The organism is Microbacterium sp. 4-7 (assembly GCF_014332665.1).
In the GTDB taxonomy this organism is placed as follows: Bacteria; Actinomycetota; Actinomycetes; order Actinomycetales; family Microbacteriaceae; genus Microbacterium.
Genome location: NZ_MCRH01000004.1, coordinates 203886 through 229302 on the forward strand (window position 1 = coordinate 203886; position 25417 = coordinate 229302).

Genomic DNA, 25417 nt, shown 5'->3' on the forward strand with positions numbered 1-25417 from the left:
GCGACGCGCTGCTCGATGTCTACCGCGCGGCTCTGGCGCTGAGGCGCTGAACGATCAGGCGTCGATCGATTCCCGGGAGAGGCGATCGGACGAATCGATGATGAACTCACGTCGAGGCGCGACCTCGTTGCCCATCAGCAGCTCGAACACGCGACCCGCCGCCTCGGCATCCTCCATGCGCACCCGGCGCAGCAGGCGGCCGCCGCGTTCCATGGTGGTCGTGGCGAGCTGCTCCGCGTCCATCTCGCCGAGTCCCTTGTAACGCTGAATCGGCTCGTGCCACCGCTTGCCCGACTTGCGGAGCTTGGCGAGAAGGGCGTGCATCTCCTGCTCGCTGTAGGTGTAGATGGTCTCGTTGGGCTTGGAGCCCGGATTCATCACGATCACGCGGTGCAGCGGCGGCACCGCGGCGAACACGCGGCCATGCTCGATGAGCGGCCGCATGTAGCGATAGAACAGCGTGAGCAGGAGCGTGCGGATGTGCGCGCCGTCGACATCGGCGTCGCTCATCAGGATGACCTTGCCGTACCGCGCGGCGTCGATGTCGAAGCTGCGGCCGGAGCCCGCACCGATCACCTGGATGATCGATGCGCACTCGGCGTTCGACAGCATGTCGCCGACCGACGCCTTCTGGACGTTGAGGATCTTTCCGCGAATGGGCAGCAGCGCCTGGAACTCGCTGTTCCGTGCGTTCTTCGCTGTGCCGAGCGCGGAGTCTCCCTCGACGATGAACAGCTCGCTGCGCTCCACCTCGTTCGTGCGGCAGTCGACCAGCTTGGTCGGAAGGGTCGAGGACTCGAGCGCGTTCTTTCGGCGCTGGGTCTCCTTGTGGGCACGAGCGGAGACTCGTGCCTTCATCTCCGCGACCACCTTGTCGAGCAGCTGCGTCGACTGGCTCTTGTCGTCGCGCTTCGTCGAGCTGAATCGGGCGCCGAGATCCTTCCGGAGCACCTGGGCCACGATCTGACGCACGGCCGGGGTGCCGAGGATCTCCTTCGTCTGGCCCTCGAACTGCGGCTCTGGGACGTTCACCGTGAGCACCGCGGTGAGCCCGGCGAGGACGTCGTCCTTCTCGAGCTTGTCGTTGCTGCCGACCTTCAATCGACGTGCGTTCTGCTCGACCTGCGAGCGCAGCACCTTGAGCAGCTCCTGCTCGAAGCCCTGCTGGTGGGTGCCGCCCTTGGGGGTCGCGATGATGTTGACGAACGACCGCGTGGTCGTGTCGTAGCCGGTGCCCCACCGCATCGCGATGTCGACGGCGCAGACGCGCTCGACCTCTGTGGCGATCATGTGGCCGTCGGCCTGCAGCACCGGCACTGTCTCTTTGAACGTGCCTTCGCCCTGGATGCGCCAGGTGTCGGTGACGGGAGCGTCGTTCGCGAGGTACTCGACGAACTCCGAGATGCCGCCGTCGTACCGGTAGGACGTCTCGATCGGCTGGCCCTCGACCTCGGCGCCGTTGGCCGCGCGCTCGTCGCGGATCACGAGTTCCAGCCCTGGGACGAGGAACGCCGTCTGACGTGCGCGAGTCACCAGGTCGTTGAGCTGGAACGCGGCATCCTTCGTGAAGATCTGGTGATCCGCCCAATATCGGATACGTGTTCCGCTCGAGCCGCGCGGCGCCTTGCCGACGACCCGCAGCTCGCTCTTGTCCTGGAACGGGGTGAACGGAGCGTCCGGCCGCTTCTCGCCCTTGTCGGCGAAGAGTCCGGGTTCGCCGCGATGGAACGACATGGCATAGGTCTTGCCACCTCGGTCTACCTCGACGTCGAGCCGCTCCGAGAGGGCGTTCACCACAGAGGCGCCCACACCGTGCAGACCACCGGATGCCGCGTAAGAGCCTCCACCGAACTTGCCGCCGGCATGCAGCTTCGTGAAGACGACCTCGACGCCGGTGAGACCGGTGCGCGGTTCGACGTCGACGGGGATGCCGCGACCGCGGTCGTGGACCTCGACACTGCCGTCCTCATGCAGGATGATGTCGATCTTCGAGCCGTTGCCCGCGACGGCCTCGTCGACGGCGTTGTCGATGATCTCCCAGAGGCAGTGCATCAGGCCCGGGGATCCGTTCGAGCCGATGTACATACCTGGGCGCTTGCGGACGGCCTCGAGCCCTTCGAGCACCTGGAGATGATGGGCGGAATACTCGGCGGTCACAATCTCCGAGTCTATTCGCGATGCCTCTCCACCAGCCGCAGACACTCCCCGGGAGCCCTCAGTACGGCACCCGCGCGTACGCGCTGAGCGAAACACGCCGCAAACCGGGCATGCACACAGCCCCAGCGTGGTTGTATTGAACACGCCCAGCCAGCGAACCCGACACTCAAGGAGGCCCCGAGATGAACGCAACGACCGAACGTGAGACCTCCGCCGTCGAGTTCCGCCTGACCGCCATGGATCGCTGTGATTCATGTGGCGCTCAGGCCTACATCGCCGCCGAGGTCAACGGATCCGAGCTCCTGTTCTGCGCCCACCACGGTCGCAAGTACGAAGAGAAGCTCCGCAGCATCGCAACGAGCTGGCACGACGAGACCGCACGACTGATCGACTGATCGGTCGCGGTTCGATCCGCCTCGGAGCCCGTCATCAGACGGGCTCCGCCTTCGTTAAGGGGTGGTGACCCGGCGCACGCGGCTCGTGAGCCGGGTGAGTATCTCCTCGCCGACGGTGTCGACGCGCTCGGCGAGGGTCGTCGCACTCGCTTCTCCGTGCTCGCCCGCGCCGAACAGCCAGACCGAGTCGCCGATCTGCATCCCCGGCCACCCCTGGACCAGCGACGTCGTCTCGTCGATCCGCAGCAGCTCGCGAGATCCGCCCGGGGTGCCCACGTCTGCTCCTGCGAGAGTGGACGGGATGCCGTCCAACGACCCGACGCCGACCTGAGCGTTCCCGTCCACGATCTTCCGGACCGTCGCCGTGAGCTCGGCCACCGGCGTGACACCCGGCAGGTCGGGTCCCTCCGCCGAGCGGACGCCGTAGCAGAACGCCCCGATCCGAGACAGCGAGCCCCGGAGCTCCGGCCGCCACCAGGACGCAGCGGATGCCGTCAGGTGCAGCGCCTCGGGCGTCGGTCCTGACTGCTCCACGACACGGACGGCATCGAGGAACAGGGCCTGAGCATCGTCGTCCTCGTCGTCGCTCGCCTCGGCGAGATGGCTCCAGATCCCGGCGAGCTCGAGGTGTCCCGCCGCTTCACCCGCGCGCACATCGGCGACGGTGCGCTCCCACTCGGCCGGGAGCAGACCGTTGCGATGCAGCCCCGTGTCGATCTTGAGGTGGATACGTGCCCGCGCGCCGGCATGCGCAGCCCTGGCGGTGATGCGCGCCAGGTACTCCGCCGATCCGACGCCGAGGTCGATGTCGGCGCGCAGCGCGTCGTCGATCTCCTCGTCCGTCGAGGTGACCCACGCGAAGATCCGACCGGTGTCGCCGAGCACGCGTCGTGCTTCGACCCCGCTTCGGACGTCGTATGACCCGTACCACTCGACGCCCGTGTCCTTCGCCGCCTCGACGGCCCACCGGAGTCCGTGACCGTACGCGTCGTCCTTGAGGACGACCATGAGCTCCGACGGGGCGATGCGATCGCGGACCGCGCGGATGTTCGCTCGGAACAGGTCGGTGTCGATCCGCAGCTCCGGCCGACTCATGCCTCCCACCCCCGCTCCGCGTGTGCACCCGCGACGGTAACGAGCTCGGCGATCGTGAGTCCGGTGACGGCGCTCCATCGGGCGAGCCCGGGAGCGGCCGGCCCGCGACCTCCGAAGTAGGTGGCCTCGGCGCCCACGGTGACGGCGGCGGATCCCTGCAGATCTATCACGCACACATCCATCGCGACACGCCCGATGATCGGGCGCTGCACACCGTCGATCTCCACGTGGGCGGCATTGCCCAGCGCGCGCACGATCCCCTGGGCGTAGCCGCCGGTGATGAGTGCGGCCGTCGTGTCATGGGCCACTCGATGGGTGTAGCCGTAGGAGACCGCGTCTCCGGCCCTGAGCGGCTTCGTGGAAAGCACTCTGCCGACGAGCCGCATGACCGGCCTCGCGCTCAGTGCTCCCTCCGCATCGGGGAGCCCGTAGAGCAGGAAGGGGTCGATATCCGGTGCGCCGGTCGTCACGGCGTCGATGCCTTCGAGAGCCAGGGCCTCGACCTCCTCGGCATGGTCGACCAGCACGGCCTCCGCACCGGCGGCGACCACCGCGTGTGCGACGGAGAGCACCCCATGCCCCCAGGCATCGCGGCGGAGGTCGGCGACGCGTCCCCCTGCATCGACGGCGGCAGCGGATGCGACCGCGAGCGCCGACCGCGAGATCATCGCGCGCGGGCGGGAGCTGGATGTCTTCTCACACACGTTTCCAGCCTAGCTCCGCCTTCTCAGGATGCTCCACGCACCCACCGTAGACTGGAGGGGACCCCGAACTTGGAGATCCATGTCACGCTTTTCCCTCGCGCCCCGCGTCCGCTATCTGCTGGCGCGTGCTCGCCGCATCGACGTCGCCTCGGTCATCGAGAGGGCCAAAGAGGCGTCTTCTCAGCACGGCAAGGCCGTTCCCCTCGTGGTCGTCGACATGCTGTGGTCAGCGGGCCGCCACAACGTCGGGTTCCAGGACTACATCGACTACGACTTCGCGATCCTCACCAAGGCGGAGCGCGACACGTTCATGACCCACCCCGTGTCGAACGAGATCTCGCAGAAGTACGACCACCCCGACTATCGGCACCTGTTCCATGACAAGGCAGAGTTCAACGCCGTCTTCGATGCCTTCCTCAAGAGGGAGTGGATGCTCATCACGCAGGGCAACGCAGACGAGCTGCGTTCATTCACCGAGCGCCAGGGCACGATCGTCGTGAAGGAGACGCACGGCCAGGCGGGCACGGGTGTCCACCGCTACCACGCCGCCGACGTGACCGACTGGGATGCGTTCCACGCCGAGCTGCTCTCGAAGAAGCAGGTCCTCGTCGAAGAGGTCATCCGCCAGCACGCCGACCTCGCGGCCGTGTGCCCCGGCACCGTGAACACCACCCGCATCACCGCATTCTTCGATGGCGAGAAGACGCACATCCTCGCGATGGCCCAGAAGTTCGGACGCGGAGCGGTGAGCGACCAGATGAGCTTCGGCGGCTTCTACACGATGCTCGACGAGAACGGTCACTCTGTGGGATCCGGATACGACTCTCACGGCCACGTGCACGTCACGCACCCGGACTCCGGCTTCCCGATCGCCGACTTCCAGCTGCCGATGATGGACGAGGTCCGCGTGTTCGTCGACCAGGTCGCGCGCGTCGTACCGCAGATCCAGTACGTCGGCTGGGATGTCGTGGTCACGCCTGACGGTCCGGTGCTCGTCGAGGGCAACTGGGGCGCCGGCGTGTACGAGAACAAGCCGAGCGTCACCGGGATCCGCACAGGGCACAAGCCGCGCTACCAGGCCGCGATCGGGTTCTGACCGCGGCAGGCATGAAGAAGGGCCCGGATGCTGAGCATCCGGGCCCTTCTTGCTGAGGCGTCGCTCACGCGGAGGTCAGACCTCGCGGACGATCCCCATCGGGGTCGACTGCGTCGCCTGGCCGAGAGGATTGTCGCCCAGGATCTGGACGAGCCGACGCTCCCCCGCCTTGTCGAGCGTCGAGCCGAGGATGTTGCCGCCGATGTCGTTGATGTCGACGACGGCGACCTCGAGGTCGCCGCCGAGCATCTTCTTCAGACGGAGGGCCACCTCACGCGGGTTCTTCGGTCCGAGGACGACCGCCTGGTTGTACGGCGGGATCGTGTTCTTCGTCGGGCCGTCGATGGCGCGTGCCTTGTCACCTGCGATGCGGTAGAAGTCACCGCGACGCCCGAAGGCCTTGGTGATCACCGAGACGCCGGCTGCGAAGAGGATCCGCAGGGTGCCGCATTCGCGCAGGGCCATCTCCATCGTCTCGGGCATGCCGAGACCGATGCCGTAGGAGGTGCGGACGACGTATCGCGACAGGAAGCGCGCAAGCGGACGGGGCGTGATCTCGTCGAGCCGGTACGACCGGCCCTGCGTGATCGCCACGATCTTCTCGGTCACGAACAGCAGGTCACCGGGCTGAACAGCTTCCTTCGCGTACTCCAGGACGACGGAGTCGAGGTCGTCGTTCGGCATGACGACGCGCGTCCGCAGCGGGATGCGCGCGTAGTTCTTGCCGTCGACGCTCGCCTCGAGCGCCTTGCCTTCGTTCGCCTGCATCACTCGAGGTAGTCCCGCAGCGACTGCGAGCGGCTCGGGTGGCGGAGCTTCGCCATCGTCTTCGACTCGATCTGACGGATGCGCTCACGCGTCACGCCGAACGTGTCACCGATCTGGTCGAGGGTCTTGGGCTGTCCGTCGCCGAGTCCGAAGCGCATCCGGATGACACCGGCCTCACGCTCGGAGAGCGAGTCGAGCAGCTGCTCCAGCTGACGCTGCAGCATCGTGAAGCCCACGGCATCCGCGGGGACCACTGCCTCGGTGTCCTCGATGAGGTCACCGAACTCGCTGTCGCCGTCCTCACCGAGAGGCGTGTGCAGGGAGATCGGCTCTCGGCCGTACTTCTGCACCTCGACGACCTTCTCGGGCGTCATGTCCAGCTCGCGGCTGAGCTCTTCGGGCGTGGGCTCACGGCCCAGGTCCTGCAGCATCTGGCGCTGCACTCGGGCGAGCTTGTTGATGACCTCGACCATGTGCACGGGGATGCGGATGGTGCGGGCCTGGTCTGCCATCGCGCGGGTGATCGCCTGACGGATCCACCAGGTGGCGTACGTCGAGAACTTGAAGCCCTTGGTGTAGTCGAATTTCTCGACGGCGCGGATCAGACCGAGGTTGCCCTCCTGGATCAGGTCCAGGAACTGCATGCCGCGGCCGGTGTAGCGCTTGGCGAGCGAGACGACGAGACGGAGGTTCGCACCGAGCAGGTGGCTCTTCGCGCGCTGACCGTCGCGGGCTACCCACTGCAGGTCGAGCCCGAGCTGGCTGGCCTTCTCGGCGGCCGTCATCGTGGAGAGCTTTTCCTCGGCGAACAGCCCGGCCTCGATGCGCATCGCGAGCTCGACCTCTTCGGCCGCGTTCAGCAGGGCGACCTTTCCGATCTGCTTCAGGTAGTCCTTGACAGGGTCGGCGGTCGCACCGGTGATCTGCGTGGAGTAGACGGGCACGTCTTCGTCGTCGTTCGACGAGATGACGATCGCTCCCGTGGGCAGAGGCTCGGTGAACTTCGGCTTGGAGTCCTCATCGTCCTCATCGGGCTCTGCGGCGGGAGGAGTCTCGTCGTCTTCGACGATGTCATCGGCCTTCTTCTTCTTCGCGGGCGCGCGCTTGGCAGCGGCACGCTGCGCGGCGGTCTTGGGCGCCGGCTTCTCAGCGGCCTCCTCGACCGGAGCATCGACCTCGGGAGCGTCGGCGGTCTTCTTCGTCCGGGTCTTCTTCGTCGTGGCAGGAGTCACGTTTCGCCTTTCACGGGGCCGCTCGCAGGCCCCGGAGCATTTCGGACACTAGTAAGACCCTTGTCAAGTCCGATCTCCGGAAAGATCGATTGACAACGGGTCAGAGTCCTAGTATCGCACACGTGTGGGCATGCAGGTGCAATCCGCCCAAGTTCGCTCGCTCGATGTCAGCCGCGACCCGGCTTGTCCTCGTCGCCGCTGGGGCGCGAGGCGAGGTAGCGCTCGAGTTCTGCGGCGAGCTCGTCCGCGCTCGGCAGGTCGCGCTCGTTGAATCCGCCCTCGTCGTACGACCCGTCCTCAGGATCACGACCGGCCATATACGCGTCGTAGCGGCGCTCGAGCCCCTGCACCATCTGCTGCAGCTCATCGTTGCCCAGCACCTGGTCGTCGACGCGCGTGAGGTAGTCCTGGCGGCGCTCCTGCACCTCGTCGAGCAGGATGACCAGGCCCGTGGCGGCCATCAGCTTCTCGGCTGCCGCGATCACGGCGTCGGGGTTCTCGGTCTCGGCGAGGTAGTGCGGCACGAGCAGCACGAACCCGACGACGCGCTCGCCGTGCTCCGCGAAGCGGAATTCGAGGAGATGCCCCGCAGTGGCCGGCACCTGGGTGCGCGGGCGCCATACCGAGTGAGCCACGGTGAGCTCACGGCGGTTGCCGCTCACCGTCGTGCCGATGGGGCGGGTGTGCGGGACCGGCATCGCGATCGAGTGCACCCAGTTGAGTCCGGAGACCTCGAATTCGTCGGCGAGTTCGAGCACGGTGCGCGCGAACTCGTTCCAGGCGAAGTCCGGCTCGTAACCGGCGAGGAGGAGGAACTTCTGGCCGAGGGCGTCGGTCGCCAGCGAGAGCTCCAGCCGGGCAGGACGGAACTCGGTCAGGTGATCCTGGTCGAAGGAGATCACCGGGCGGCGGGCGCGGTAGTCCAGCAGCACGTCGTTGTCGAAGACGGCGATCGGCTCGGGCGACGTCGTCTCGCGAAGGTGCTCGATGAGCCCGGAGACGGCGCTGCCTGCGTCGGTGAAACCCGTCAGGAGCAGGACAAGGGGCAGTCCGCGCGGCACGACCGGTGCGTTCGCTACACGTTCATGGATCTCTCCGGAGAAGGGCATGAGTCAATGCTACGAGCAGCTTCGGACGGCCGGGCGGTGACCTTCAAGCTGAGAGCGAACACCCGCTCGGCGCCCGGGCGCGCGACCCTCCTAGGATGGAGGTATGACGCTTCCCGCGCTCTCGCGCACCTCAGATCAGTTCCCAGGAAGCGCTGCAGACGCCGCAGTGCTCGTCATCCCCGAGATCTCGGACTCCGCAGAGTCGCTGACCGGCTACCCCGGACTCGCCGACTCCCTGCAGGCCGTCGGCCACACCGGCTCGGCCTCGTCGTTCACGCGGGCCTACGCCCCCGAGGTCACGACCCTGCCGTTCGCCGTCGTCGGCGTAGGCCGTGAGCCCGATGCCTCCGCCGTGCGCAACGCCGTAGGCACAGCCCTCCGGTCTCTGACCGGCTTCGAGACGGTCTCGGTGGCCCTGGCTCCCGGTCTCGAGCAGTTCGCGGCCGCCGCCGCAGAGGGCGCCGTGCTCGGCGGCTACCGGTTCGACGGCTACCGCAAGGAGTCGGGCAAGACCCGCGCGTCTTCCGTCCTGCTGCATGCCGACCTCGACGAGTCCGCACTCTCCAGGTCCATCGCCGTCGGCGAGGCGATGGCCCTCATCAAGGATCTCGTGTTCGTCCCGGCCGAGTGGCAGAGCCCGGCCCAGCTCGCACAGAGCGCAGCCGACAGCGTCGACGGGCTGGCGGATGTCTCGGTGGAGATCCTCGACGAGAAGTCGCTCGCCGAACAGGGCTTCGGCGGTATCCTCGGCGTCGCGCAGGGCTCCGACAGGCCGCCGCGCCTCGTCCGTCTCGACTACGCACCCGCGAACGCCACACGTCACATCGCACTCGTCGGCAAGGGGATCACGTTCGACACCGGCGGGCTGTCGCTCAAGCCGGCGGCCTCGATGGTCGGCATGAAGTTCGACATGGCCGGTGCCGCGACGAGCGTCGCAGCACTGCGGGCGATCGCCGCTCTCGCCCTGCCCGTGCACGTCACCGCTTGGCTCTGCATCACCGACAACATGCCGTCAGGTCGTGCATTGCGTCCGGGAGACGTCATCCGCATCCTCGACGGCACGACCGTCGAAGTTCCGAACACGGATGCAGAGGGGCGCCTGGTCATGGCCGACGGCCTCGTCGCGGCCAGCCGCGAGAACCCCGACGTCATCATCGACGTCGCGACTCTCACCGGAGCGATCGTGATGGCTCTCGGGCACCGCCACACCGGCGTGTTCGGTGACGACGACGCCGTCGCGGAGTTCCTCGCCGCCGCCGACGCCGCCGATGAGCTCGCGTGGCACATGCCGCTCCCGGCCTACATGGAGGACTCGCTGGACTCCCCCATCGCCGACATGCAGAACGCCAACATGAGCGATCGGATGGGTGGCGCGTCGTACGCCGGCCTCTTCCTGCGCCGCTTCGTCGGCCGGGTCTCCGACGAGAAGGACGCCCCGCGCATCCCGTGGGTGCACCTCGACATCGCCGGCTCCGGCGAGCACAACGGCGCACCGTACGGCTTCACCGACAAGGGCCCCACCGGAGCGATGGTCCGGTCGATCATCGCGTTCGCCGAAGCATCCCACAAGGAGGCATGACCATGACCACGCACACCTTCGACATCGTCGTCCTGGGCGGAGGCAGCGGCGGGTACGCCGCTGCTCTGCGTGCGAGCGAGCTCGGCAAGTCCGTCGCGCTCATCGAGAAGGACAAGGTCGGCGGCACCTGCCTGCACCGCGGCTGCATCCCGACGAAGGCGCTGCTGCACGCGGCCGAGGTCGCCGAGCATGTGCGAGACGCCGCCCACGTCGGCATCTCCGCGACCCTCGACGGAATCGACCCCGCCGGGGTGCGCGCATACCGCGAGGGGATCGTCGCGAAGAAGTACAAGGGCCTCGAGGGCCTGGTGAAGGCCCGCGGCATCACGACCGTCGCCGGCTTCGGTCGCCTGAACGCCGACCGGTCGGTGAGCGTGGGCGACGACGTCTACGTCGGCGCCGATGTCATCCTCGCCACCGGCTCGTACAGCCGGACCCTCCCGGGACTCGAGATCGGCGGGCGGATCCTCACCAGCGAACAGGCGCTGTCGCTCGACGTGATCCCCGAGCGCGTGCTCGTGCTCGGCGGCGGCGTGATCGGCGTGGAGTTCGCCAGCGTCTGGCGTTCGTTCGGCACCGAGGTCACCATCATCGAAGCGCTGCCGCACCTGGTGCCCAACGAGGACATCGCGATGAGCAAGGGCCTCGAACGGGCGTTCCGCCGCCGCGGCATCCAGTACTCCCTCGGAATCCGCTACCAGAGCGCCACGCAGGACGACAGCTCGGTGACCGTCACGCTGGAGGACGGCAAGGAGTTCACCGCCGACTACCTTCTCGTGGCGGTCGGACGAGGTCCGGTCACGGCCGACCTCGGCTTCGAAGAGGCCGGCGTGACTCTCGATCGTGGTTTCGTCACGGTCGATCAGGACCTGCGCACCGGTGTGCCCGGGCTCTGGGCCGTCGGAGACATCACGCCCGGTCTGCAGCTCGCTCACCGCGGTTTCCAGCAGGGCATCGCCGTCGCGGAACGCATCGCCGGTCTCTCCCCCGCGCACGTCCCGGACATCCAGATCCCGAAGGTCACGTATTCGAGCCCCGAGGTCGCCTCGGTCGGCGTCACGGAGGAGGCTGCCGTCGCCGAGCACGGCGCCGACGCTGTCGTGGCGTACGAGTACAACCTCGCCGGCAACGGCAAGAGCGAGATCATCGGCACAGCCGGCCTCGTGAAGGTGGTCCGGCTCAAGGACGGGCCCGTCATCGGTGTCCATCTGCTCGGCGACCGAGTGGGCGAGCTCATCACCGAGGGCCAGCTGGCCGTCGCGTGGGAGGCCCACCCCGAGGACATCGCCCCCCTGATCCATGCGCATCCCACACAGAGCGAGGCGCTCGGTGAAGCCTTCCTCGCCCTCGCCGGAAAGCCGCTGCACGCCCTCTGAACACCAACCGGTGAACAGTTCACTAAGCTAGACACGCGTCATTTAACTTCCTGAAGGAGACTCAGTCATGAGCACATCCGTCGTCCTCCCCCCTCTCGGCGAGAGCGTCACAGAGGGTACCGTCACCCGCTGGCTCAAGCAGGTGGGAGACACCGTTCAGGCGGATGAGGGCCTGCTCGAGATCTCGACCGACAAGGTCGACACCGAGATCCCCTCGCCCGTCACCGGTGTGATCGAGGAGATCCTCGTCGCCGAGGACGAGACCGTCGAGGTCGGCGCGCTCCTCGCGCGTATCGGCGACGGCAGCGCCGCTGCTCCTGCCGCGGATGCTCCTGCAGCCGCAGCGCCCGCCGCGGAGGAGGCGCCTCAGGCTGCAGCACCGCAGGCCGAGGCCCCCTCGGAGCCCGCTCCTGCTGCCGAAGCTGCGCCCGCTGCCGCGGCTGCCCCGGCCGCTGCCCCCGCAGGCGACGCTACGGACATCGTCCTCCCCGAACTCGGCGAGAGTGTGACCGAAGGCACCGTCACCCGCTGGCTCAAGCAGATCGGCGACACCGTCGAGGTCGACGAGGCCCTGCTGGAGATCTCGACCGACAAGGTCGACACCGAGATCCCCTCGCCCGTCGCCGGCGTGCTGCAGGAGATCGTCGCCGCCGAAGACGAGACCGTCGAGGTCGGCGCTGTGCTTGCTCGTGTCGGTTCTGGAGCAGCTCCCGCCGCCGCACCGGCTGCGCAGGCTCCGGCCGCCGAGGCTCCTGCCGCTCCCACCGAGACTCCCGCATCTGCGGCAGAGGCACCTGCTGCTCCCGCGGCAGAAGCCCCCGTGCAGCAGGCTCCGGCAAGCGAGGGTGCGTCCGCACCTGTCGCCCCCGCCCCGGCGGCCGCGCCGTCCGAGCCCGCGCCCGCGGCGGCTCCGGCTCCGGCTCCGGCCGAGCAGAAGCTGTCCCTCCCGACCGAGAACGACAACCTGTACGTGACCCCGCTCGTGCGCCGTCTGGCTTCGCAGCAGGGCGTCGACCTGGCCAGTGTCACCGGTACCGGCGTCGGCGGACGCATCCGTAAGGAAGATGTGCTCAAGGCCGCAGAGAGCGCGTCGGCGGCACCCGCCGCTGCGGCCGCCCCTGCTGCGCCCGCTCCGCTCGAGGTCTCGCCGTTGCGTGGCACCACGCAGCCGATGTCGCGCCTGCGCAAGGTTCTGGCCAAGCGCGCCGTCGAGTCGATGCAGCAGACCGCACAGCTCACGACGGTCGTCGAGGTCGATGTGACCGCTCTGGCGGAGTACCGCGACAGCGTCAAGGCGTCTTTCCTCGAGAAGACGGGCGACAAGCTGTCGTTCCTGCCGTTCTTCGCCCTCGCTGCCGCAGAGGCTCTGCGTGCCTTCCCGATCGTGAACGCCACGGTCGACGGCGAGCAGATCGTCTACCCCGAGTCCGAGAACGTCTCGATCGCCGTGGACACCGAGCGCGGTCTGCTCACGCCGGTGCTGCGCGACGCCGCGTCGAAGAACATCGCCGAGATCGCGCATGAGATCGCCGACCTCGCGGCACGCACGCGCGACAACAAGCTGAAGCCCGACGAGCTCGCCGGCGGCACGTTCACGCTGACCAACACGGGTTCGCGTGGCGCGCTGTTCGACACTCCGGTCGTCTTCCTGCCGCAGTCGGCGATCCTCGGCACCGGAACGGTCGTCAAGCGCCCCGGTCTCGTCAAGGTCGGCGGCGCAGACGCGATCGCCGTCCGCTCGTACGTGTACCTCGCTCTCTCGTACGACCACCGCATCATCGACGGAGCAGACGCCGCACGCTTCCTCGGTGCTGTGAAGGCCCGCCTCGAGTCGGCGCAGTTCGCCGCTCAGCTCGGAGCCTGACCACCGCATCATCCTGGCTGGTCCGCGACGTCGTACACGTCGCGGACCAGCCATTTCTCTGCCACCCGGACGAGTACGACCATGCGCTCCCCGGCGGCGGACTCCGCACCGTCTTCTTCCCCTCCCGACGCAGAAGCTCGGATCACGGCGACATCCCCGTACTCGTCCACGGGTTCGAGCTGTAGCACTCCCTCACCTCCCGCCAATGCGTCCGCGACCCCGATGGACCCCTGAGCGACCGCTTCGGCGCAGACCCCGTCGTCGTTCGCCGCGCAGGTCCTGATCGCGTCGATGAGGTGGTGCGCCGCCTCGACCGGATCCTCCGGATCGGCTCGCTCGGGCGGTGATCCCTTCGGGGACTCGTCCGGCTTCGGTTCGGGTGCCGTCGGCGTCGCCGCCGGTGAAGGATCGGCAGACGCAGAGTCGATCTGCTCCGCGTCCTGAGCGCTTGTCGGCACCGCCGCGGCACCCCCGTCGCCCGGTTCCCCTGTCGCGCCTCCCGGCCAGAGGAGTCCGCCGGCGAGCACCGCTACGGCCGCAGCCGCTGCGACGATCGCCCTCCGCCCACGTCGCACGGGGGTTCGGACGCCCGCTGTGGGGGCCTCCACACTGCTGTCGACGCGGGCGGCGCGTGCTCGATCCGCGTCTCTCCGATGCCGGCGCGCGACCACGAAGAGCATCGCGCCCCGCCAGAGGTCGAGGCGACGCAGCAAGGGCGCGACGACGCGAGACGTCACAGCGCGCACGCGGTTGTCCGCCATGGGTCGAGTGGCACGAGTTCTCACCCGACTTCGCGCGTCGGGTCGCACGACCGCTGCGCGGATCGCTGCGTCCGCACTTCTCGCCAGCTCAGGCGCATGCACATCGCGTCTCAGCGGTTTCGGCGCCGCGGTGTCGAACAGGTCCGCCTCCCACCCCTCGAGCTGTCGCATCGGCATCCCCGGCCGTCCTGTGGCAGCGCTCAGCCCTTCCTCGATCGTGACGAGCAGGCGACCGAGTGCGCGGTCGACGCAGTCCTCGCGAATCCGCGCGACGAGACCCGCCGCTGCCGTCCGTGCCGTCTCGCCTGCGCCGATCACGAAAGTCGGTCGCCCGTCATCCGTGAGCCACCAGCCACCCGTGTGTTCGTGCTCGTCGGTCCGTCCGAGCTCACCGAGACCTCGCAGGATGCTGGCGACCAGGGTCGTCATCTCCCCGGAGCCGAGCGCGACGCCGGCTGCCGCGCGACGACCGACGAACGTCGCGACCCTCTCGGTGCACCATGGGAGCAGCGCGTCGTGCCCGTCGGCGCGCCGCACGATGTCGAGCGGCCCCGCGACGTGGTCGTCACCGGCGTGGTCCCACCCAGCCCACCCGCTGATCGAGGCGGAGTCCACCAGAACGGCCATCGCCGCGCCTCGGGTGACCAGCGTTCCCGCGTACGGCCCCTCGTCCGCGTCGATCCTCCTGATCGTCCGATGCGCACCGGGCACCAGTGCCGCACCGCTCGCCTTCGTTTCCGTCTCCGCCATTCCCCCATGTCATCGCATCGCACGGCGCTCCCACGCAGACATCGCATGATGTGCACGCATGCGCACGAATCGGCCGCGTGTGCAGGAGAAGACGAGGCGCCCGAATCCGCCCGACGCGAACGACGCCATCAGCGCACCCCGGAGTCGGTATTCTTATGCACATGGCAAACCGCACGTCCGCGCCCGAGAAGCGTCCGGGATTCTTCTCCCAGATCAAGTCCCTCTTCAAGTTCACGAGGGAGATCTACCCCTGGCTGCCCTGGGCCCAGATCGCGCTGCTGGTCATCGGTGTCCTCATCGGCCTCATCGTGGGCTACCTGATCCCGCCGTTCCAGGTCTGGACTCTCATCCTCTGGGGCATCTCCGGTCTGATGCTCGGTCTGCTCGGCGCGATGTTCCTGATGACGCGCCTGTCGACTTCTGCGATGTACCAGAAGATCGACGGTATGCCGGGCGCCACGGGCCACGTGCTGAGCACGAGCCTCGGACGCAACTGGCAGGGATCCGAGACGCCGGTCGGCATCAACCCGAAGACGCAGGATGCCGTCTACCGCACCGTGGGTCGCGGCGGCGTCGTGGTCGTCGGAGAGGGCTCCCGCGGCCGCCTCACCCGACTGGTCAACGATGAGCGCAGCAAGGCAGCCCGTGTGGCCCACGGCGTGCCGGTCACGGTGCTCTACGTCGGCCACGGCGACGACGACGTCGCGATCGCCGACCTCGCAAAGACCATCAAGAAGCTTCCGAAGGTCATCGACAAGGCCACCATGGGTGCCGTCATCCGACGCATCGAGTCCGTGTCGCAGTCGATCTCGTCGCTCCCTATCCCGAAGGGCATCGACCCCACCAAGGTCAGGGCGCAGCGTCCGCGTTGAGCTGACCCCCGCACACGCAGAAGCGCGGCCGCACCTCATCGCGAGGGCGGCCGCGCTTCGTCGTTCACTCCGACAGCGGCTGACGCGGAAGGCGACGGACCTTCGCCCGGCGACGGCGACGTTCCGGAACCATCGACCGCATCTCGTCGAGCTTGCCGAAGCAGAAGAGCCGATCCTCGGCCTCGAGGACGACGTGCTTGCGCGGGTTCGGGATGACGGAGACGCCGCGGTGCAGCGTGAGCACCGTGATGTCGCGCTCCCACAGTCCGGCCTCGCCGAGTGTCTTGCCGACGAGGTCGACAGCTCCGTGCACCATGAGCTCGGCGACCCCGTATCCCGTGGAGACAGTCAGGCGCTGACGCACATCGATCTCGGGGAATGCGACCTGGCCGGCGATGTAGTCGATGATGGCGCCCGCGACGTCGAGCTTCGTGGCCGTCTCGATGCCCTGCAGGCCAGGCGACGAGTTGACCTCCATGACGAGCGGGCCGTCGTCGCCTTCGAGCATGTCGACTCCGGCGACGCGGAGTCCCATGATCTGGGCTGAGCGCACGGCTGCGCGCTCGTAGATCGGATCGAGCTCGACGGCTTCCACCGAGCCTCCACGGTGGACGTTCGAGCGGAACTCGTCACCCGCCGCCGATCGCCGCATCGCGGCGACCACGCGGTCGCCCACGACGAGAGCGCGGATGTCGCGCCCGCGGCTCTCGGAGATGAACTTCTGGATCAGCACGTTCTGCTTGGTCGAGTGCAGCGTCTCGATGATGGCCTCGGCCACCTTCACCTGCGGCGCGAGGATCACACCGATCCCCTGCGTGCCCTCGAGGAGCTTGATGACGACAGGAGCACCCCCGACGCGTTCGATCGCCGGACGGACGTCCGCACGGTTGCGGACGAAGGCCGTGGGAGGCATCGCGATGTTGTGGCGCGAGAGGATCTGATTCGCGCGGAGCTTGTCCCGCGCGCTCGAGATCCCGTTCGCCGTGTTCGGCGTGTAGACGTCCATCTGCTCGAACTGGCGCACGACGGCGGTGCCGAAGTAGGTGATCGAGTTGCCGATGCGAGGCAGGATCGCGTCGTAGTCGCTGAGCTGACGGCCCCGGTAGTGCAGGTCCGGCTCGTCTGCGGTGAGGTCGATCGCGAATCGCAGCGTGTTGAGCACCTTGACGTTGTGACCTCGCTGGAGCGCAGCGGCGCGCAGCCTTTGGGTGGAGTACGCCTGCGGCGCGCGGGAGAGCACTGCGATCTTCACGGGGGATTTCCTGCCAGGATGGTCGGGTGAGTAAGTCATCCCATTCAAACACCCTTATCGGGTGGCGAGAATGGGTGAGCCTGCCTGATCTCGGAGTCGACTGGCTCAAAGCCAAGATCGACACGGGCGCGCGCACCTCTTCGCTGCACGCATTCCAGATCCAGGAGTTCGAGCGCGACGGCGTGTCGTGGGTCCGGTTCCGTGTGAAGCCCTGGCAGGACAGCCAGGAGGATGCCGTCATCGTCGAGTCCCCTGTGCATGATCGCCGCGCCGTGCGCAGCTCATCGGGCCATGCCCAGGAGCGACTCGTCGTCGAGATGCTGATCCGTCTGCACGACCGGGAGGTGCTCGCGGAGGTCACGCTGAGCAACCGGGACGAGATGGGTTTCCGCATGCTCATCGGTCGCGAAGCGCTGCGACAGGGTTATATCGTCGACCCTGCCCGTTCGTTCCTCGGCGGTCGCGCTCCGCGCGAGGCCAGACGCCGCAATCGCGGCAAGGAGTGAGCCCGATCAGGCGCGGATGAGCACGAGTCCCGTCGCCTTGTCGTGGATTCCTCGCTGATCGGCGTCCCAGATGACCGCCGGGATCACGATGACGATCAGCAGCGTGCGGACGATCGGACGCCAGATCCCCACCCAGCCGCCGCCCAGACGTACCACGCGCATGCCGAGGATACGGTGCCCGGGGCTTCCGCCGGCCGTCGGGATGAAGAGGATCTGCAGCAGGGCGAAGACCGCCATCGGCGCGAACATGGTGAGGCCGGCCTCGGCGGGCAGTGCGAACTGGTCGTAGCCGAGGAACCCGGTGGCGATGATCGTCGCAGCCACATAGTCGATGAGAAGGGCCCCGATTCGCCGTCCAGGGCGGGCGATGCTGCCCGTCCCCGTCTGCGGCATTCCGAGTCGTTCTCCGGGGTACGTGTTCACAGCGTCCGTCACGTATCCAGCCTACCGGCGCGTAACATGCTCGAAACAAAGCGGATACCGTGGGGTAACGCCCCGCACGTACTGTGCACAATGGCCGTGAAGCCATCGATCCGCAATCCAGGAGTCGTACATGTTCAAAGATTCGTCCGAGGTGCTGACCTACATCAAGGAGAACGACGTCAAGTTCCTTGACATCCGATTCACTGATCTCCCTGGTGTTCAGCAGCACTTCAACATCCCTGCGGCCACTGTCGACGAGGACTTCTTCGTGGACGGACAGCTGTTCGACGGCTCTTCGATCCGTGGCTTCGCCAGCATCCACGAGTCCGACATGCAGCTCATCCCTGACGTCACGACGGCATACATGGACCCCTTCCGCGAGGCGAGCACCCTCGTGATGATCTTCGACATCTACAACCCGCGCACGGGAGAGATCTACTCGAAGGACCCGCGCCAGGTCGCGAAGAAGGCCGAGAAGTACCTCGCCTCCACCGGCATCGCCGACACGGCGTTCTTCGCCCCCGAGGCCGAGTTCTACATCTTCGACGACGTGCGCTACTCGGTCACCGCCGGCGAGAGCTTCTACAAGGTCGATTCCGAAGAGGCCGCGTGGAACACCGGTCGTGAGGAAGAGGGCGGAAACCTCGCCAACAAGACCCCGTACAAGGGTGGCTACTTCCCCGTCAGCCCGGTCGACAAGACCGCTGACCTGCGCGACGACATCACCCTGAAGCTGATCGACGCCGGGTTCATCCTCGAGCGCTCGCACCACGAGGTCGGCACCGCCGGCCAGCAGGAGATCAACTACCGCTTCGACACCATGGTGCACTCGGCGGACGACATCCTGAAGTTCAAGTACATCGTCAAGAACACCGCCGAAGAGTGGGGCAAGGTCGCCACCTTCATGCCGAAGCCGCTGTACGGCGACAACGGCTCGGGAATGCACACGCACCAGTCGCTGTGGAACGACGGCAAGCCGCTCTTCTACGACGAGGCCGGCTACGGTCAGCTCAGCGACATCGCTCGCTGGTACATCGGCGGCATCCTGGCGCACGCTCCGGCGCTGCTCGCCTTCACGAACCCGACCCTCAACAGCTACCACCGTCTGGTCAAGGGCTTCGAGGCTCCGGTCAACCTGGTCTACTCGGCCGGAAACCGCTCGGCTGCCATCCGCATCCCGATCACGGGCTCCAACCCGAAGGCCAAGCGCATCGAGTTCCGCGCGCCTGACGCATCGGGCAACCCGTACCTCGCCTTCGCCGCGCAGCTCATGGCCGGCCTCGACGGCATCAAGAACCGCATCGAGCCGCACGAGCCCGTCGACAAGGACCTCTACGAGCTTCCCCCCGAGGAGGCGAAGAACATCCCGCAGGTCCCGAACTCGCTGCTCGACTCGCTCGACGCACTGAAGGAGGACCACCAGTTCCTCCTCGAGGGTGGCGTCTTCACCGAGGAGCTCATCGAGACCTGGATCTCGTACAAGTACGAGAACGAGATCCTGCCGATGGCTCAGCGCCCGCACCCGTTCGAGTACGAGCTGTACTTCGGGGTGTAACCAGATCCCGCGGGATTCCGGGGGTAGGTCCGCCGAATCGCACAGAGAGCCCGTCAGGCCATGCCTGGCGGGCTCTCTGTGCGTCTCGCGTAGAGTCTTTCTCGGTCCCGCCCTAGGCGCGTGAGCTCACCCCGGCTCCGCGTCCAGTTTTTCGGAGAGGGAGGCTGCCCGTTCGAGCCGGGCCGGGATGGGCCTACGCGCCCGCTACGGTGTAGCCCTGGGCGACGGACGGCGGCGCCGAGCTCACCGGTCGCGGCTGCGTCGAAGCCCGCGGACCTTGCGCACCTGCCATGCGAGCAGCACGGCCGACCCGGTCACCATGACTCCGATGAGGATCCACTGCGGGAGGGAATAGGCGACGCTCCAGGTCAGCGTGACCAGCACGAGCCCGACCATGTAGGCGAAGAGCAGCGCCGACACCGCAGTCAGCAGCCACTCGCGGCGGTACCGCCACCGTGCACCCCGTCCACCCCGCTTCGCCATGTTCTGAAGACTACGCGAGCCCGCGGCATCCCCCCGGTCGCGGAAGTACTCACTCGCCGGCGCGCGAATCCACAGCGACGCCGATCGCGACGCCGATCGAGAGGCCGAGGCCCATTCCGAGTGCGAGGTTGTCGAACACGGTGAGTCCGAGCCCCGCACCGATGGCGATGCCCAGGCCGAGGCCGACTGCAAGACCGTTCTGCGGCTTCTTCTGCGAATCCTTCTCTGCATCCGTCATGTCATCCACCGTACGAACGCCTGGCGGTCACCGCATCCCCCGCATGGGGGATCCGCCGCCCGCACGACCGTGTCGCGCTTGCTTTCACCCGCCCCTACTGGTCAACTGAGGGGTCCGAATGAACACAAGTGGGGGGCCATCATGCGCCGCAAGTACGACAGGCTGCAGCCGAAGAGGGTCCACACCACCGAGGCTCCTCCCGCGCAGCCGAAGACAGCGGCCGCGGCGATCGCCCGGATCAACCCGTTCATGTTCGGCCTCCTCGGTGCTCTGGGTGTGCTCGTCGCGCTGATGCTCGGCGGAATCGTCAACCAGCTCGCCACGGTGCTGGTCTACATCGGGGTGGCGATCTTCCTCGCACTCGGACTCGACCCGATCGTCTCGTTCATCGAACGCAAGCTCCCTCGCCCGGCCGCCGTCGCCATCGTCGTGTCCGTCGTGATCCTGGTCTTCGCCGGCATCATCCTGGCCATCGTGCCTCTTCTCATCGAGCAGGTGACCAACCTGATCCAGGACGGCCCGAAGATGGTCGAGGACTTCATGGCCAGCGCCTGGTTCAAGGACGTGAGCGAGCAGTTCGGCTCCACCTTCGACGACGCGGCGCAGGGCGTGCTGAGCTTCGTCCAGGATCCGGGCAACATCCTCAACATCAGCGGCGGAGTCTTCGCGGTCGGCGCCGGCATCGCCGGCGGCTTCACCGGCGTCACCATCGTGCTCATCCTGACCCTGTACTTCATGGCCTCGCTTCGAAGCATGAAGCGCGTCGCGGTGCGCTTCGTCCCGTCCTACCAGCGCGACACCTTCGGAGGGCTCCTCGAAGACGTCTCCGGCGCCGTCGGGCGTTACGTGATGGGGCAGGCCAGCCTGGCGCTCATCAACGGCATCCTGAGCCTGATAGTGCTGAGCATCATCGGAGCCCCCGTGCCGGCGCTTCTCGCGCTGATCGCCTTCATCGGCTCGATGATCCCGCTCGTCGGAACGTTGAGCGCCTCGATCATCAATGCGCTGATCTGCCTCATCGTGAGCCCGGTGACCGCTCTCATCGCGTTCGGCTACTACCTTGTCTACATGCAGATCGAGGCATACGTCCTGTCCCCGCGAATCATGAACAAGGCGGTCGCCGTTCCCGGAGCGCTCGTGGTGATCGCGGCCGTCGCCGGTGGCGCACTCGGCGGGATCCTCGGCGCACTCGTCGCCATCCCCGTCGCCGCGAGCATCATCATCATCGTGCAGAAGGTCGTCTTCCCGACGCAGGACAGCAAGGTCGTCCCACCGGGAACCCTCAGCGAACGGTGAGGGCGGCGGGCTGGACCCGGACGGTGAAGTCGGAGATGTGTCCGACCTCTTCGCCATCGATCTCGAACATCTGCGGTGACGCGAGCTGCACGCGCACCCGCTCCGCGGAGATGTGCGTCGTCGAGTCGGTGCTCACAGCGGTGTCGACATTGCCCATCATGCGACGGATGCCGTTCTCCCACACGAAGGCACGGACGGTGTCGAGCCACTGGAGGGGCCCTTCGGCGCTCACGAGCAGCATGTCGAGCAGTCCGTCGTCGAGCACCGCATCCGGCAGGAGACGGATGCCGCCCTGCAGCATGCCGCAGTTGCCGATCAGCATGGTGTGACCGCGAAGCCCCTGCGGCTCCTGATCGTCGAGCGTCAGGGTGATGTCGGTCATCTCGGTGCCGGCGAGAGCACGTCCCATCGCCTCGACGTAGGCGATCCATCCGGCTCGGTTCTTCAGGTCCTCGTCGGTCTCGACCAGCATCTGCGCATCGATGCCGAAACCGACCATCACCACGAACGCGTGCTCGGTGCCGTCGTGGTCGACCCAGCCCATGTCGATCCGCTGCGGCTCGCCGTCGCGCACCCGAACCAACGCGGCGGGGATGTCGTTGAGGGGGATCTCGAGGTTCCGCGCGAGCAGGTTGCCCGTGCCCTGCGGCACGATGCCCAGCGCGGCGTCCGTGCCCGCCAACGATTCAGCGACCGCCCGGACGGTGCCGTCGCCGCCGACGGCGATCACCACGTCGCAGCCTGCGGCCACAGCTTCGGCGGCCATTCCCCGCCCCGGGTCCTCGATGCTGGTCTCCCACCACTCGACAGGAGTGCCGACGCCGTCGGAGACGAAGGTCTCGGCGACGGCTGCGCGCAGCGAGTCCCCGTCGACCTTCGAGGGGTTCCAGATCACACCGAGCTTCGAGATCGTCATGGAGCCAGGCTAGCCGTAGAAGAGCTGCTCGAATGCCCGGCGCGCACGCCGGGTCACGCCGAGGTAGTCGTCGTCGAGAATGCTCGCCGAACGGTCGGGGTACCCGAGCAGCCGACCGATGGCGTCGAGGTCGCGCGGATCCGTCGGGAGCACATCGCTCGTCTTGCCCGTGTAGAGGGTGATCGCGGATCGCAGACGACTCGACAGCAGCCACGCGGCCCGGAGGAGATCGGCGGATTCAGCGGGAACGTGGCCTGCGTCGACGGCCGCCTGGAGCGCCGTGAGCGTCGACGTGGTGCGCAGGGCCGGTACGTCATGGGCGTGCTGCAGCTGGAGCAGCTGCACCAGCCACTCGACGTCGCTCAGCGTGCCCGGACCGAGCTTCAGGTGTCGACGCGGATCGACTCCCTGAGGCAGCCGCTCCCCCTCGACTCGCGCCTTGATGCGCTTGATCTCGCGGGTTCCCTGCAGGTCGATCTCGGCGGGGTAGCGGATGCTGTCGGCGAGGGCGGTGAACTTCTCGATGAGAGTCGCGCTGCCCGCCACGCCTCTCGCCCGCAGGAGTGCCTGAGCCTCCCAGGAGAGCGACCAGCGCCGGTAGTACTCCGCATACGCGTCGATCGATCGGACGACGGGTCCGTTGCGTCCCTCCGGACGGAGATCGGCATCGAGGTCCAACGGCACACGGTGGTCGGTGAGGTGCTCTCGGAGGCCGGCGACGATGCGCGTGGCGAGCGTCTGCGCGCGTTGCGGATCGACGCCGTTCGCGTCGTACACGTAGAGGATGTCGGCATCGGAGCCGAAGCCCAGCTCCGCTCCCCCGAACCGCCCCATGCCGATCACCGCGAAGTCGAGCGCCTCATCGTCGAGCGGGACGATCTCGCGGCGGACCGCGCGCAGCGCCGCCTGGATCGTCGCGTCGGTGATCTCGGTCAGGGACGTCGCGATCTGCTCGATCGAGAGCACGTCGAGGACGCCGCCCATCGCCGTTCGCAGCAGCTCGCGCCGCCGCAGCGCTCGCACCGCCTGCAGCGCGTCGCCGACGTTCCTGTGCCGCGTCTGGATGGCCCTGGCCTCCTCGTCGAGAGCGGCCCCGCTGCGGGGCCGCAGCAGCTCGCTGCTGTCGAGCCAGGCGACGGACTCGGGGATCCACTCCATGAGCTCGCCGACGTAGCGCGACGACGAGAGGAGGCGCGTCAGGCTCTCGGCAGCGCCCGAGGAATCACGCAGCATCCGGAGGAACCAGGGAGTGTCGCCGAGGCGTTCGCTGATGCGACGGAACGCGATCAACGCATAGTCGGGGTCGCTGCCGTCGGCGAACCAGCGCACCATCACGGGCATGAGGTGCCGCTGGATGGTCGCCTTGCGGCTCAATCCGGTGGTGAGTGCACCGATGTGGCGCAGGGCGCCGGCCGGATCGCGGAAGCCGATCGCCATGAGCCGGTCGTGCGCCTGTGCCGTGGAGAGCGTGCGCTCCTCTTCCGGCAGCGCCGCCACAGCGCTCAGGAGAGGCCGGTAGAACAGGCGGGTGTGGATGTCGCGCACCTCCCGCCGCACGCTCTCCCAGCGCGCCCAGATCGCTTCACCCGACTCGCCCAGGCCGGTGCTGCGCGCGAGCACCCGAAGGCCCGCCGGTGTGCGGGGCATCAGGTGGGTGCGGCTGAGCTCGCGGAGCTGCAACCTGTGCTCCATCAACCGCAGCACGCAGTAGTCATCGGCGAAAGACGCAGCCTCGGCCCGGCCGATGTAGCCGCCCTCCACCAGGGCGTCGAGGCTCTCGAGTGTGCCCCGCGTGCGCAGACGGGGGTCTGTGAGGCCGTGCACGAGCTGCAGCAGCTGCACGGTGAACTCGATGTCCCGCAGGCCGCCCGAGCCGAGTTTGAGCTGGTACGGGGCATCCTCGGGGTCGATGTGCTCCATGACCCGCTCTCGCATGCGCTGCACGCTGTCGACGAAGTTCTCACGCGCGGCACTGGAGAAGACCTTCGGCTGCACGGCGGCGATGTACTCGGCGCCGAGCTCCGCATCGCCCGCGAGGGGTCGCGCCTTCAGAAGCGCCTGGAACTCCCAGCTCTTCGCCCAGCGGTCGTAGTAGGCCAGGTGCGAGCCGAGCGACCGGACGAGCGCGCCCTGCTTGCCTTCGGGACGGAGCGCGGCGTCGACCTCCCACAGCGGGGGCTCGACCTCGATGCCGCTCAGTCCTCGCATCGTCTCCCTCGCGAGACGGGTCGCGATGTCGATCGCGCGCGACTCCGGGACGGCGTCCTCGTCTGCGGTTCCGCCGACGAAGATCACATCGACATCGCTGACGTAGTTCAGCTCGCGTGCACCCGCCTTGCCCATGCCGATGATCGCCAGCTGCGTGGCCGCGACCTGCTCGCGACTCATCGTGTCGACCAAGCGCCGACGCGCGATCGCCAGAGACGCCTCCAGCGCCGCGCCCGCGATATCGGCCAGCGCGGCGGCGACATCCGCGACGATGCGCACAGGATTGTGCGCCGTCAGGTCGATCGCGGCGATCAGAGCGAGGTTGCGGCGATACGCCACACGCAGCGTGACCACCGCGCTGTCATCGCCCGACTCGGCGAATCCGTCGCGCGCTCCGACGGCCTCGAGCATCCGATCGCGCAGCTCGTGCGCAGACGGCAGTTCGGTGGACGTGTCGCCGAGCACCGAGATCTCGGTCGGATGCCGCAGGAAGAAGTCGGCGAAGCCCTGCGACGCCCCGAACACTCGCCACGCACGTCGGCGCGCCCGCTGGTCGGTGAACAGGGCGGCGATGGGTGCCGCATCGCGCCGTGCCACGCGCAGCATCCCCTCGACCGCCGCATCGGGGTCGGCCGCGTCCGCCTCGCTGAGCAGAAGTGAGCGCTCGACTCCGATCAGGGTCGCGAGCTCGGTGAGATTCGCCGCCGCCTCACTGAGCTCGGCGAACCCCAGCCTGGCCAGCGCGGAGAGAGAGACGGAGTCGTCCGAACGGGCCATCGGCG

22 protein-coding genes are annotated in these 25417 nt (G+C 67.8%); 9 read left to right on the plus strand and 13 right to left on the minus strand.

Features of this window, described 5'->3' with window-relative positions; all coding sequences use genetic code 11:
• Positions 1 to 54: 54 nt before the first annotated feature.
• Positions 55 to 2157, minus strand: coding sequence for a type IIA DNA topoisomerase subunit B (locus BEP68_RS08040; protein WP_410054839.1), 2103 nt, complete (start codon positions 2155 to 2157; stop codon positions 55 to 57).
• 182 nt (positions 2158 to 2339) lie between these two features.
• Here BEP68_RS08040 and BEP68_RS08045 point away from each other — a divergent pair, with 182 nt between their 5' ends.
• Positions 2340 to 2552 carry a hypothetical protein gene (locus tag BEP68_RS08045; RefSeq protein ID WP_042540282.1) on the plus strand — a complete coding sequence of 71 codons (213 nt, stop codon included), beginning with the start codon at positions 2340 to 2342 and terminating at the stop codon, positions 2550 to 2552.
• Between the two features lie 54 nt (positions 2553 to 2606).
• Here BEP68_RS08045 and BEP68_RS08050 read toward each other — a convergent pair whose 3' ends face one another.
• A complete protein-coding gene (locus tag BEP68_RS08050) occupies positions 2607 to 3647 on the minus strand; it encodes an alanine racemase (RefSeq protein WP_187249683.1) in 1041 nt (346 codons plus the stop codon).
• Positions 3644 to 4351: an alanine racemase gene (locus BEP68_RS08055; protein WP_230101208.1), complete on the minus strand. Its 708-nt coding sequence runs from the start codon at positions 4349 to 4351 to the stop codon at positions 3644 to 3646. The genes BEP68_RS08050 and BEP68_RS08055 overlap by 4 nt, the downstream gene beginning before the upstream one ends.
• A gap of 79 nt (positions 4352 to 4430) precedes the next feature.
• On the opposite strand from BEP68_RS08055, the gene BEP68_RS08060 reads away from it, so the two are divergent.
• Positions 4431 to 5447, plus strand: a complete 1017-nt coding sequence (locus tag BEP68_RS08060; protein WP_187249684.1) for a sugar-transfer associated ATP-grasp domain-containing protein — start codon at positions 4431 to 4433, stop codon at positions 5445 to 5447.
• A 75-nt stretch (positions 5448 to 5522) separates the two neighbouring features.
• On the opposite strand, the gene BEP68_RS08065 is transcribed toward BEP68_RS08060, so the two are convergent.
• The 3 genes from BEP68_RS08065 to BEP68_RS08075 form a co-directional block, all read right to left on the minus strand.
• The gene (locus BEP68_RS08065; RefSeq protein ID WP_053096259.1) at positions 5523 to 6215 is read right to left on the minus strand and encodes a coenzyme F420-0:L-glutamate ligase; all 693 of its coding nucleotides are present in this window, start codon (positions 6213 to 6215) and stop codon (positions 5523 to 5525) included.
• On the minus strand, positions 6215 to 7447 hold the full coding sequence (locus BEP68_RS08070) for an RNA polymerase sigma factor (protein ID WP_053096261.1): 1233 nt from the start codon (positions 7445 to 7447) through the stop codon (positions 6215 to 6217). The genes BEP68_RS08065 and BEP68_RS08070 overlap by 1 nt, the downstream gene beginning before the upstream one ends.
• A 167-nt stretch (positions 7448 to 7614) precedes the next feature.
• A complete protein-coding gene (locus BEP68_RS08075; protein WP_053096264.1) occupies positions 7615 to 8556 on the minus strand; it encodes a proteasome assembly chaperone family protein in 942 nt (313 codons plus the stop codon).
• A 103-nt stretch (positions 8557 to 8659) separates the two neighbouring features.
• Here BEP68_RS08075 and BEP68_RS08080 point away from each other — a divergent pair, with 103 nt between their 5' ends.
• The 3 genes from BEP68_RS08080 to sucB all read left to right on the plus strand — a co-directional run bounded on the left by BEP68_RS08080 (position 8660) and on the right by sucB (position 13375).
• Positions 8660 to 10135, plus strand: a complete 1476-nt coding sequence (locus BEP68_RS08080; protein WP_053096266.1) for a leucyl aminopeptidase — start codon at positions 8660 to 8662, stop codon at positions 10133 to 10135.
• Between the two features lie 2 nt (positions 10136 to 10137).
• Positions 10138 to 11511: a dihydrolipoyl dehydrogenase gene (gene lpdA, locus BEP68_RS08085; RefSeq protein ID WP_187249685.1), complete on the plus strand. Its 1374-nt coding sequence runs from the start codon at positions 10138 to 10140 to the stop codon at positions 11509 to 11511.
• 67 nt (positions 11512 to 11578) lie between these two features.
• On the plus strand, positions 11579 to 13375 hold the full coding sequence (gene sucB / locus BEP68_RS08090; RefSeq protein ID WP_187249686.1) for a 2-oxoglutarate dehydrogenase, E2 component, dihydrolipoamide succinyltransferase: 1797 nt from the start codon (positions 11579 to 11581) through the stop codon (positions 13373 to 13375).
• 8 nt (positions 13376 to 13383) lie between these two features.
• On the opposite strand, the gene BEP68_RS18175 is transcribed toward sucB, so the two are convergent.
• Positions 13384 to 14886 (minus strand): hypothetical protein, encoded by a 1503-nt coding sequence (locus BEP68_RS18175; RefSeq protein ID WP_261987777.1) that lies wholly within the window; start codon positions 14884 to 14886, stop codon positions 13384 to 13386.
• Between the two features lie 161 nt (positions 14887 to 15047).
• On the opposite strand from BEP68_RS18175, the gene BEP68_RS08100 reads away from it, so the two are divergent.
• Positions 15048 to 15758, plus strand: a complete 711-nt coding sequence (locus BEP68_RS08100) for a DUF4191 family protein (protein ID WP_053099128.1) — start codon at positions 15048 to 15050, stop codon at positions 15756 to 15758.
• A gap of 64 nt (positions 15759 to 15822) precedes the next feature.
• On the opposite strand, the gene BEP68_RS08105 is transcribed toward BEP68_RS08100, so the two are convergent.
• Positions 15823 to 17010 carry a RimK family alpha-L-glutamate ligase gene (locus tag BEP68_RS08105; protein ID WP_053096274.1) on the minus strand — a complete coding sequence of 396 codons (1188 nt, stop codon included), beginning with the start codon at positions 17008 to 17010 and terminating at the stop codon, positions 15823 to 15825.
• A gap of 26 nt (positions 17011 to 17036) precedes the next feature.
• On the opposite strand from BEP68_RS08105, the gene BEP68_RS08110 reads away from it, so the two are divergent.
• On the plus strand, positions 17037 to 17516 hold the full coding sequence (locus BEP68_RS08110) for an ATP-dependent zinc protease (protein WP_053096276.1): 480 nt from the start codon (positions 17037 to 17039) through the stop codon (positions 17514 to 17516).
• A gap of 6 nt (positions 17517 to 17522) precedes the next feature.
• Here the strand turns inward: BEP68_RS08110 and BEP68_RS08115 are convergent, their stop codons facing one another.
• Positions 17523 to 17909: an RDD family protein gene (locus BEP68_RS08115; RefSeq protein WP_187249881.1), complete on the minus strand. Its 387-nt coding sequence runs from the start codon at positions 17907 to 17909 to the stop codon at positions 17523 to 17525.
• Positions 17910 to 18069: 160 nt separating this feature from the next.
• On the opposite strand from BEP68_RS08115, the gene glnA reads away from it, so the two are divergent.
• A complete protein-coding gene (gene glnA, locus BEP68_RS08120) occupies positions 18070 to 19494 on the plus strand; it encodes a type I glutamate--ammonia ligase (RefSeq protein ID WP_053096279.1) in 1425 nt (474 codons plus the stop codon).
• A gap of 243 nt (positions 19495 to 19737) precedes the next feature.
• On the opposite strand, the gene BEP68_RS08125 is transcribed toward glnA, so the two are convergent.
• Both BEP68_RS08125 and BEP68_RS08130 read right to left on the minus strand, forming a co-directional pair.
• Positions 19738 to 19977: a hypothetical protein gene (locus tag BEP68_RS08125; protein WP_053096281.1), complete on the minus strand. Its 240-nt coding sequence runs from the start codon at positions 19975 to 19977 to the stop codon at positions 19738 to 19740.
• Between the two features lie 49 nt (positions 19978 to 20026).
• Entirely contained in the window at positions 20027 to 20215 is a 189-nt protein-coding gene (locus BEP68_RS08130) for a hypothetical protein (RefSeq protein WP_187249687.1), read from the minus strand.
• Between the two features lie 141 nt (positions 20216 to 20356).
• On the opposite strand from BEP68_RS08130, the gene BEP68_RS08135 reads away from it, so the two are divergent.
• Positions 20357 to 21511, plus strand: coding sequence for an AI-2E family transporter (locus BEP68_RS08135; protein WP_187249688.1), 1155 nt, complete (start codon positions 20357 to 20359; stop codon positions 21509 to 21511).
• Here the strand turns inward: BEP68_RS08135 and BEP68_RS08140 are convergent.
• Positions 21498 to 22427, minus strand: a complete 930-nt coding sequence (locus BEP68_RS08140) for a diacylglycerol/lipid kinase family protein (RefSeq protein WP_053096286.1) — start codon at positions 22425 to 22427, stop codon at positions 21498 to 21500. The two genes, BEP68_RS08135 and BEP68_RS08140, sit on opposite strands and share 14 nt — an antisense overlap.
• A 9-nt stretch (positions 22428 to 22436) precedes the next feature.
• Positions 22437 to 25412 (minus strand): bifunctional [glutamine synthetase] adenylyltransferase/[glutamine synthetase]-adenylyl-L-tyrosine phosphorylase, encoded by a 2976-nt coding sequence (locus tag BEP68_RS08145; RefSeq protein ID WP_187249689.1) that lies wholly within the window; start codon positions 25410 to 25412, stop codon positions 22437 to 22439.
• Positions 25413 to 25417: the final 5 nt, after the last annotated feature.

What these genes read in the sequence shown, in the direction of transcription:
- BEP68_RS08045 (WP_042540282.1), top strand. Translation starts at nt 2,340, where the DNA reads ATGAACGCAACGACCGAACGTGAGACCTCCGCCGTCGAGTTCCGCCTG.
- BEP68_RS08050 (WP_187249683.1), bottom strand. Translation starts at nt 3,647, where the DNA reads ATGAGTCGGCCGGAGCTGCGGATCGACACCGACCTGTTCCGAGCGAAC.
- BEP68_RS08060 (WP_187249684.1), top strand. Translation starts at nt 4,431, where the DNA reads ATGTCACGCTTTTCCCTCGCGCCCCGCGTCCGCTATCTGCTGGCGCGT.
- BEP68_RS08065 (WP_053096259.1), bottom strand. Translation starts at nt 6,215, where the DNA reads ATGCAGGCGAACGAAGGCAAGGCGCTCGAGGCGAGCGTCGACGGCAAG.
- BEP68_RS08075 (WP_053096264.1), bottom strand. Translation starts at nt 8,556, where the DNA reads ATGCCCTTCTCCGGAGAGATCCATGAACGTGTAGCGAACGCACCGGTC.
- BEP68_RS08080 (WP_053096266.1), top strand. Translation starts at nt 8,660, where the DNA reads ATGACGCTTCCCGCGCTCTCGCGCACCTCAGATCAGTTCCCAGGAAGC.
- lpdA (WP_187249685.1), top strand. Translation starts at nt 10,138, where the DNA reads ATGACCACGCACACCTTCGACATCGTCGTCCTGGGCGGAGGCAGCGGC.
- sucB (WP_187249686.1), top strand. Translation starts at nt 11,579, where the DNA reads ATGAGCACATCCGTCGTCCTCCCCCCTCTCGGCGAGAGCGTCACAGAG.
- BEP68_RS18175 (WP_261987777.1), bottom strand. Translation starts at nt 14,886, where the DNA reads ATGGCGGAGACGGAAACGAAGGCGAGCGGTGCGGCACTGGTGCCCGGT.
- BEP68_RS08100 (WP_053099128.1), top strand. Translation starts at nt 15,048, where the DNA reads ATGGCAAACCGCACGTCCGCGCCCGAGAAGCGTCCGGGATTCTTCTCC.
- BEP68_RS08115 (WP_187249881.1), bottom strand. Translation starts at nt 17,909, where the DNA reads ATGCCGCAGACGGGGACGGGCAGCATCGCCCGCCCTGGACGGCGAATC.
- glnA (WP_053096279.1), top strand. Translation starts at nt 18,070, where the DNA reads ATGTTCAAAGATTCGTCCGAGGTGCTGACCTACATCAAGGAGAACGAC.
- BEP68_RS08125 (WP_053096281.1), bottom strand. Translation starts at nt 19,977, where the DNA reads ATGGCGAAGCGGGGTGGACGGGGTGCACGGTGGCGGTACCGCCGCGAG.
- BEP68_RS08130 (WP_187249687.1), bottom strand. Translation starts at nt 20,215, where the DNA reads ATGACGGATGCAGAGAAGGATTCGCAGAAGAAGCCGCAGAACGGTCTT.
- BEP68_RS08135 (WP_187249688.1), top strand. Translation starts at nt 20,357, where the DNA reads ATGCGCCGCAAGTACGACAGGCTGCAGCCGAAGAGGGTCCACACCACC.
- BEP68_RS08140 (WP_053096286.1), bottom strand. Translation starts at nt 22,427, where the DNA reads ATGACGATCTCGAAGCTCGGTGTGATCTGGAACCCCTCGAAGGTCGAC.
- BEP68_RS08145 (WP_187249689.1), bottom strand. Translation starts at nt 25,412, where the DNA reads ATGGCCCGTTCGGACGACTCCGTCTCTCTCTCCGCGCTGGCCAGGCTG.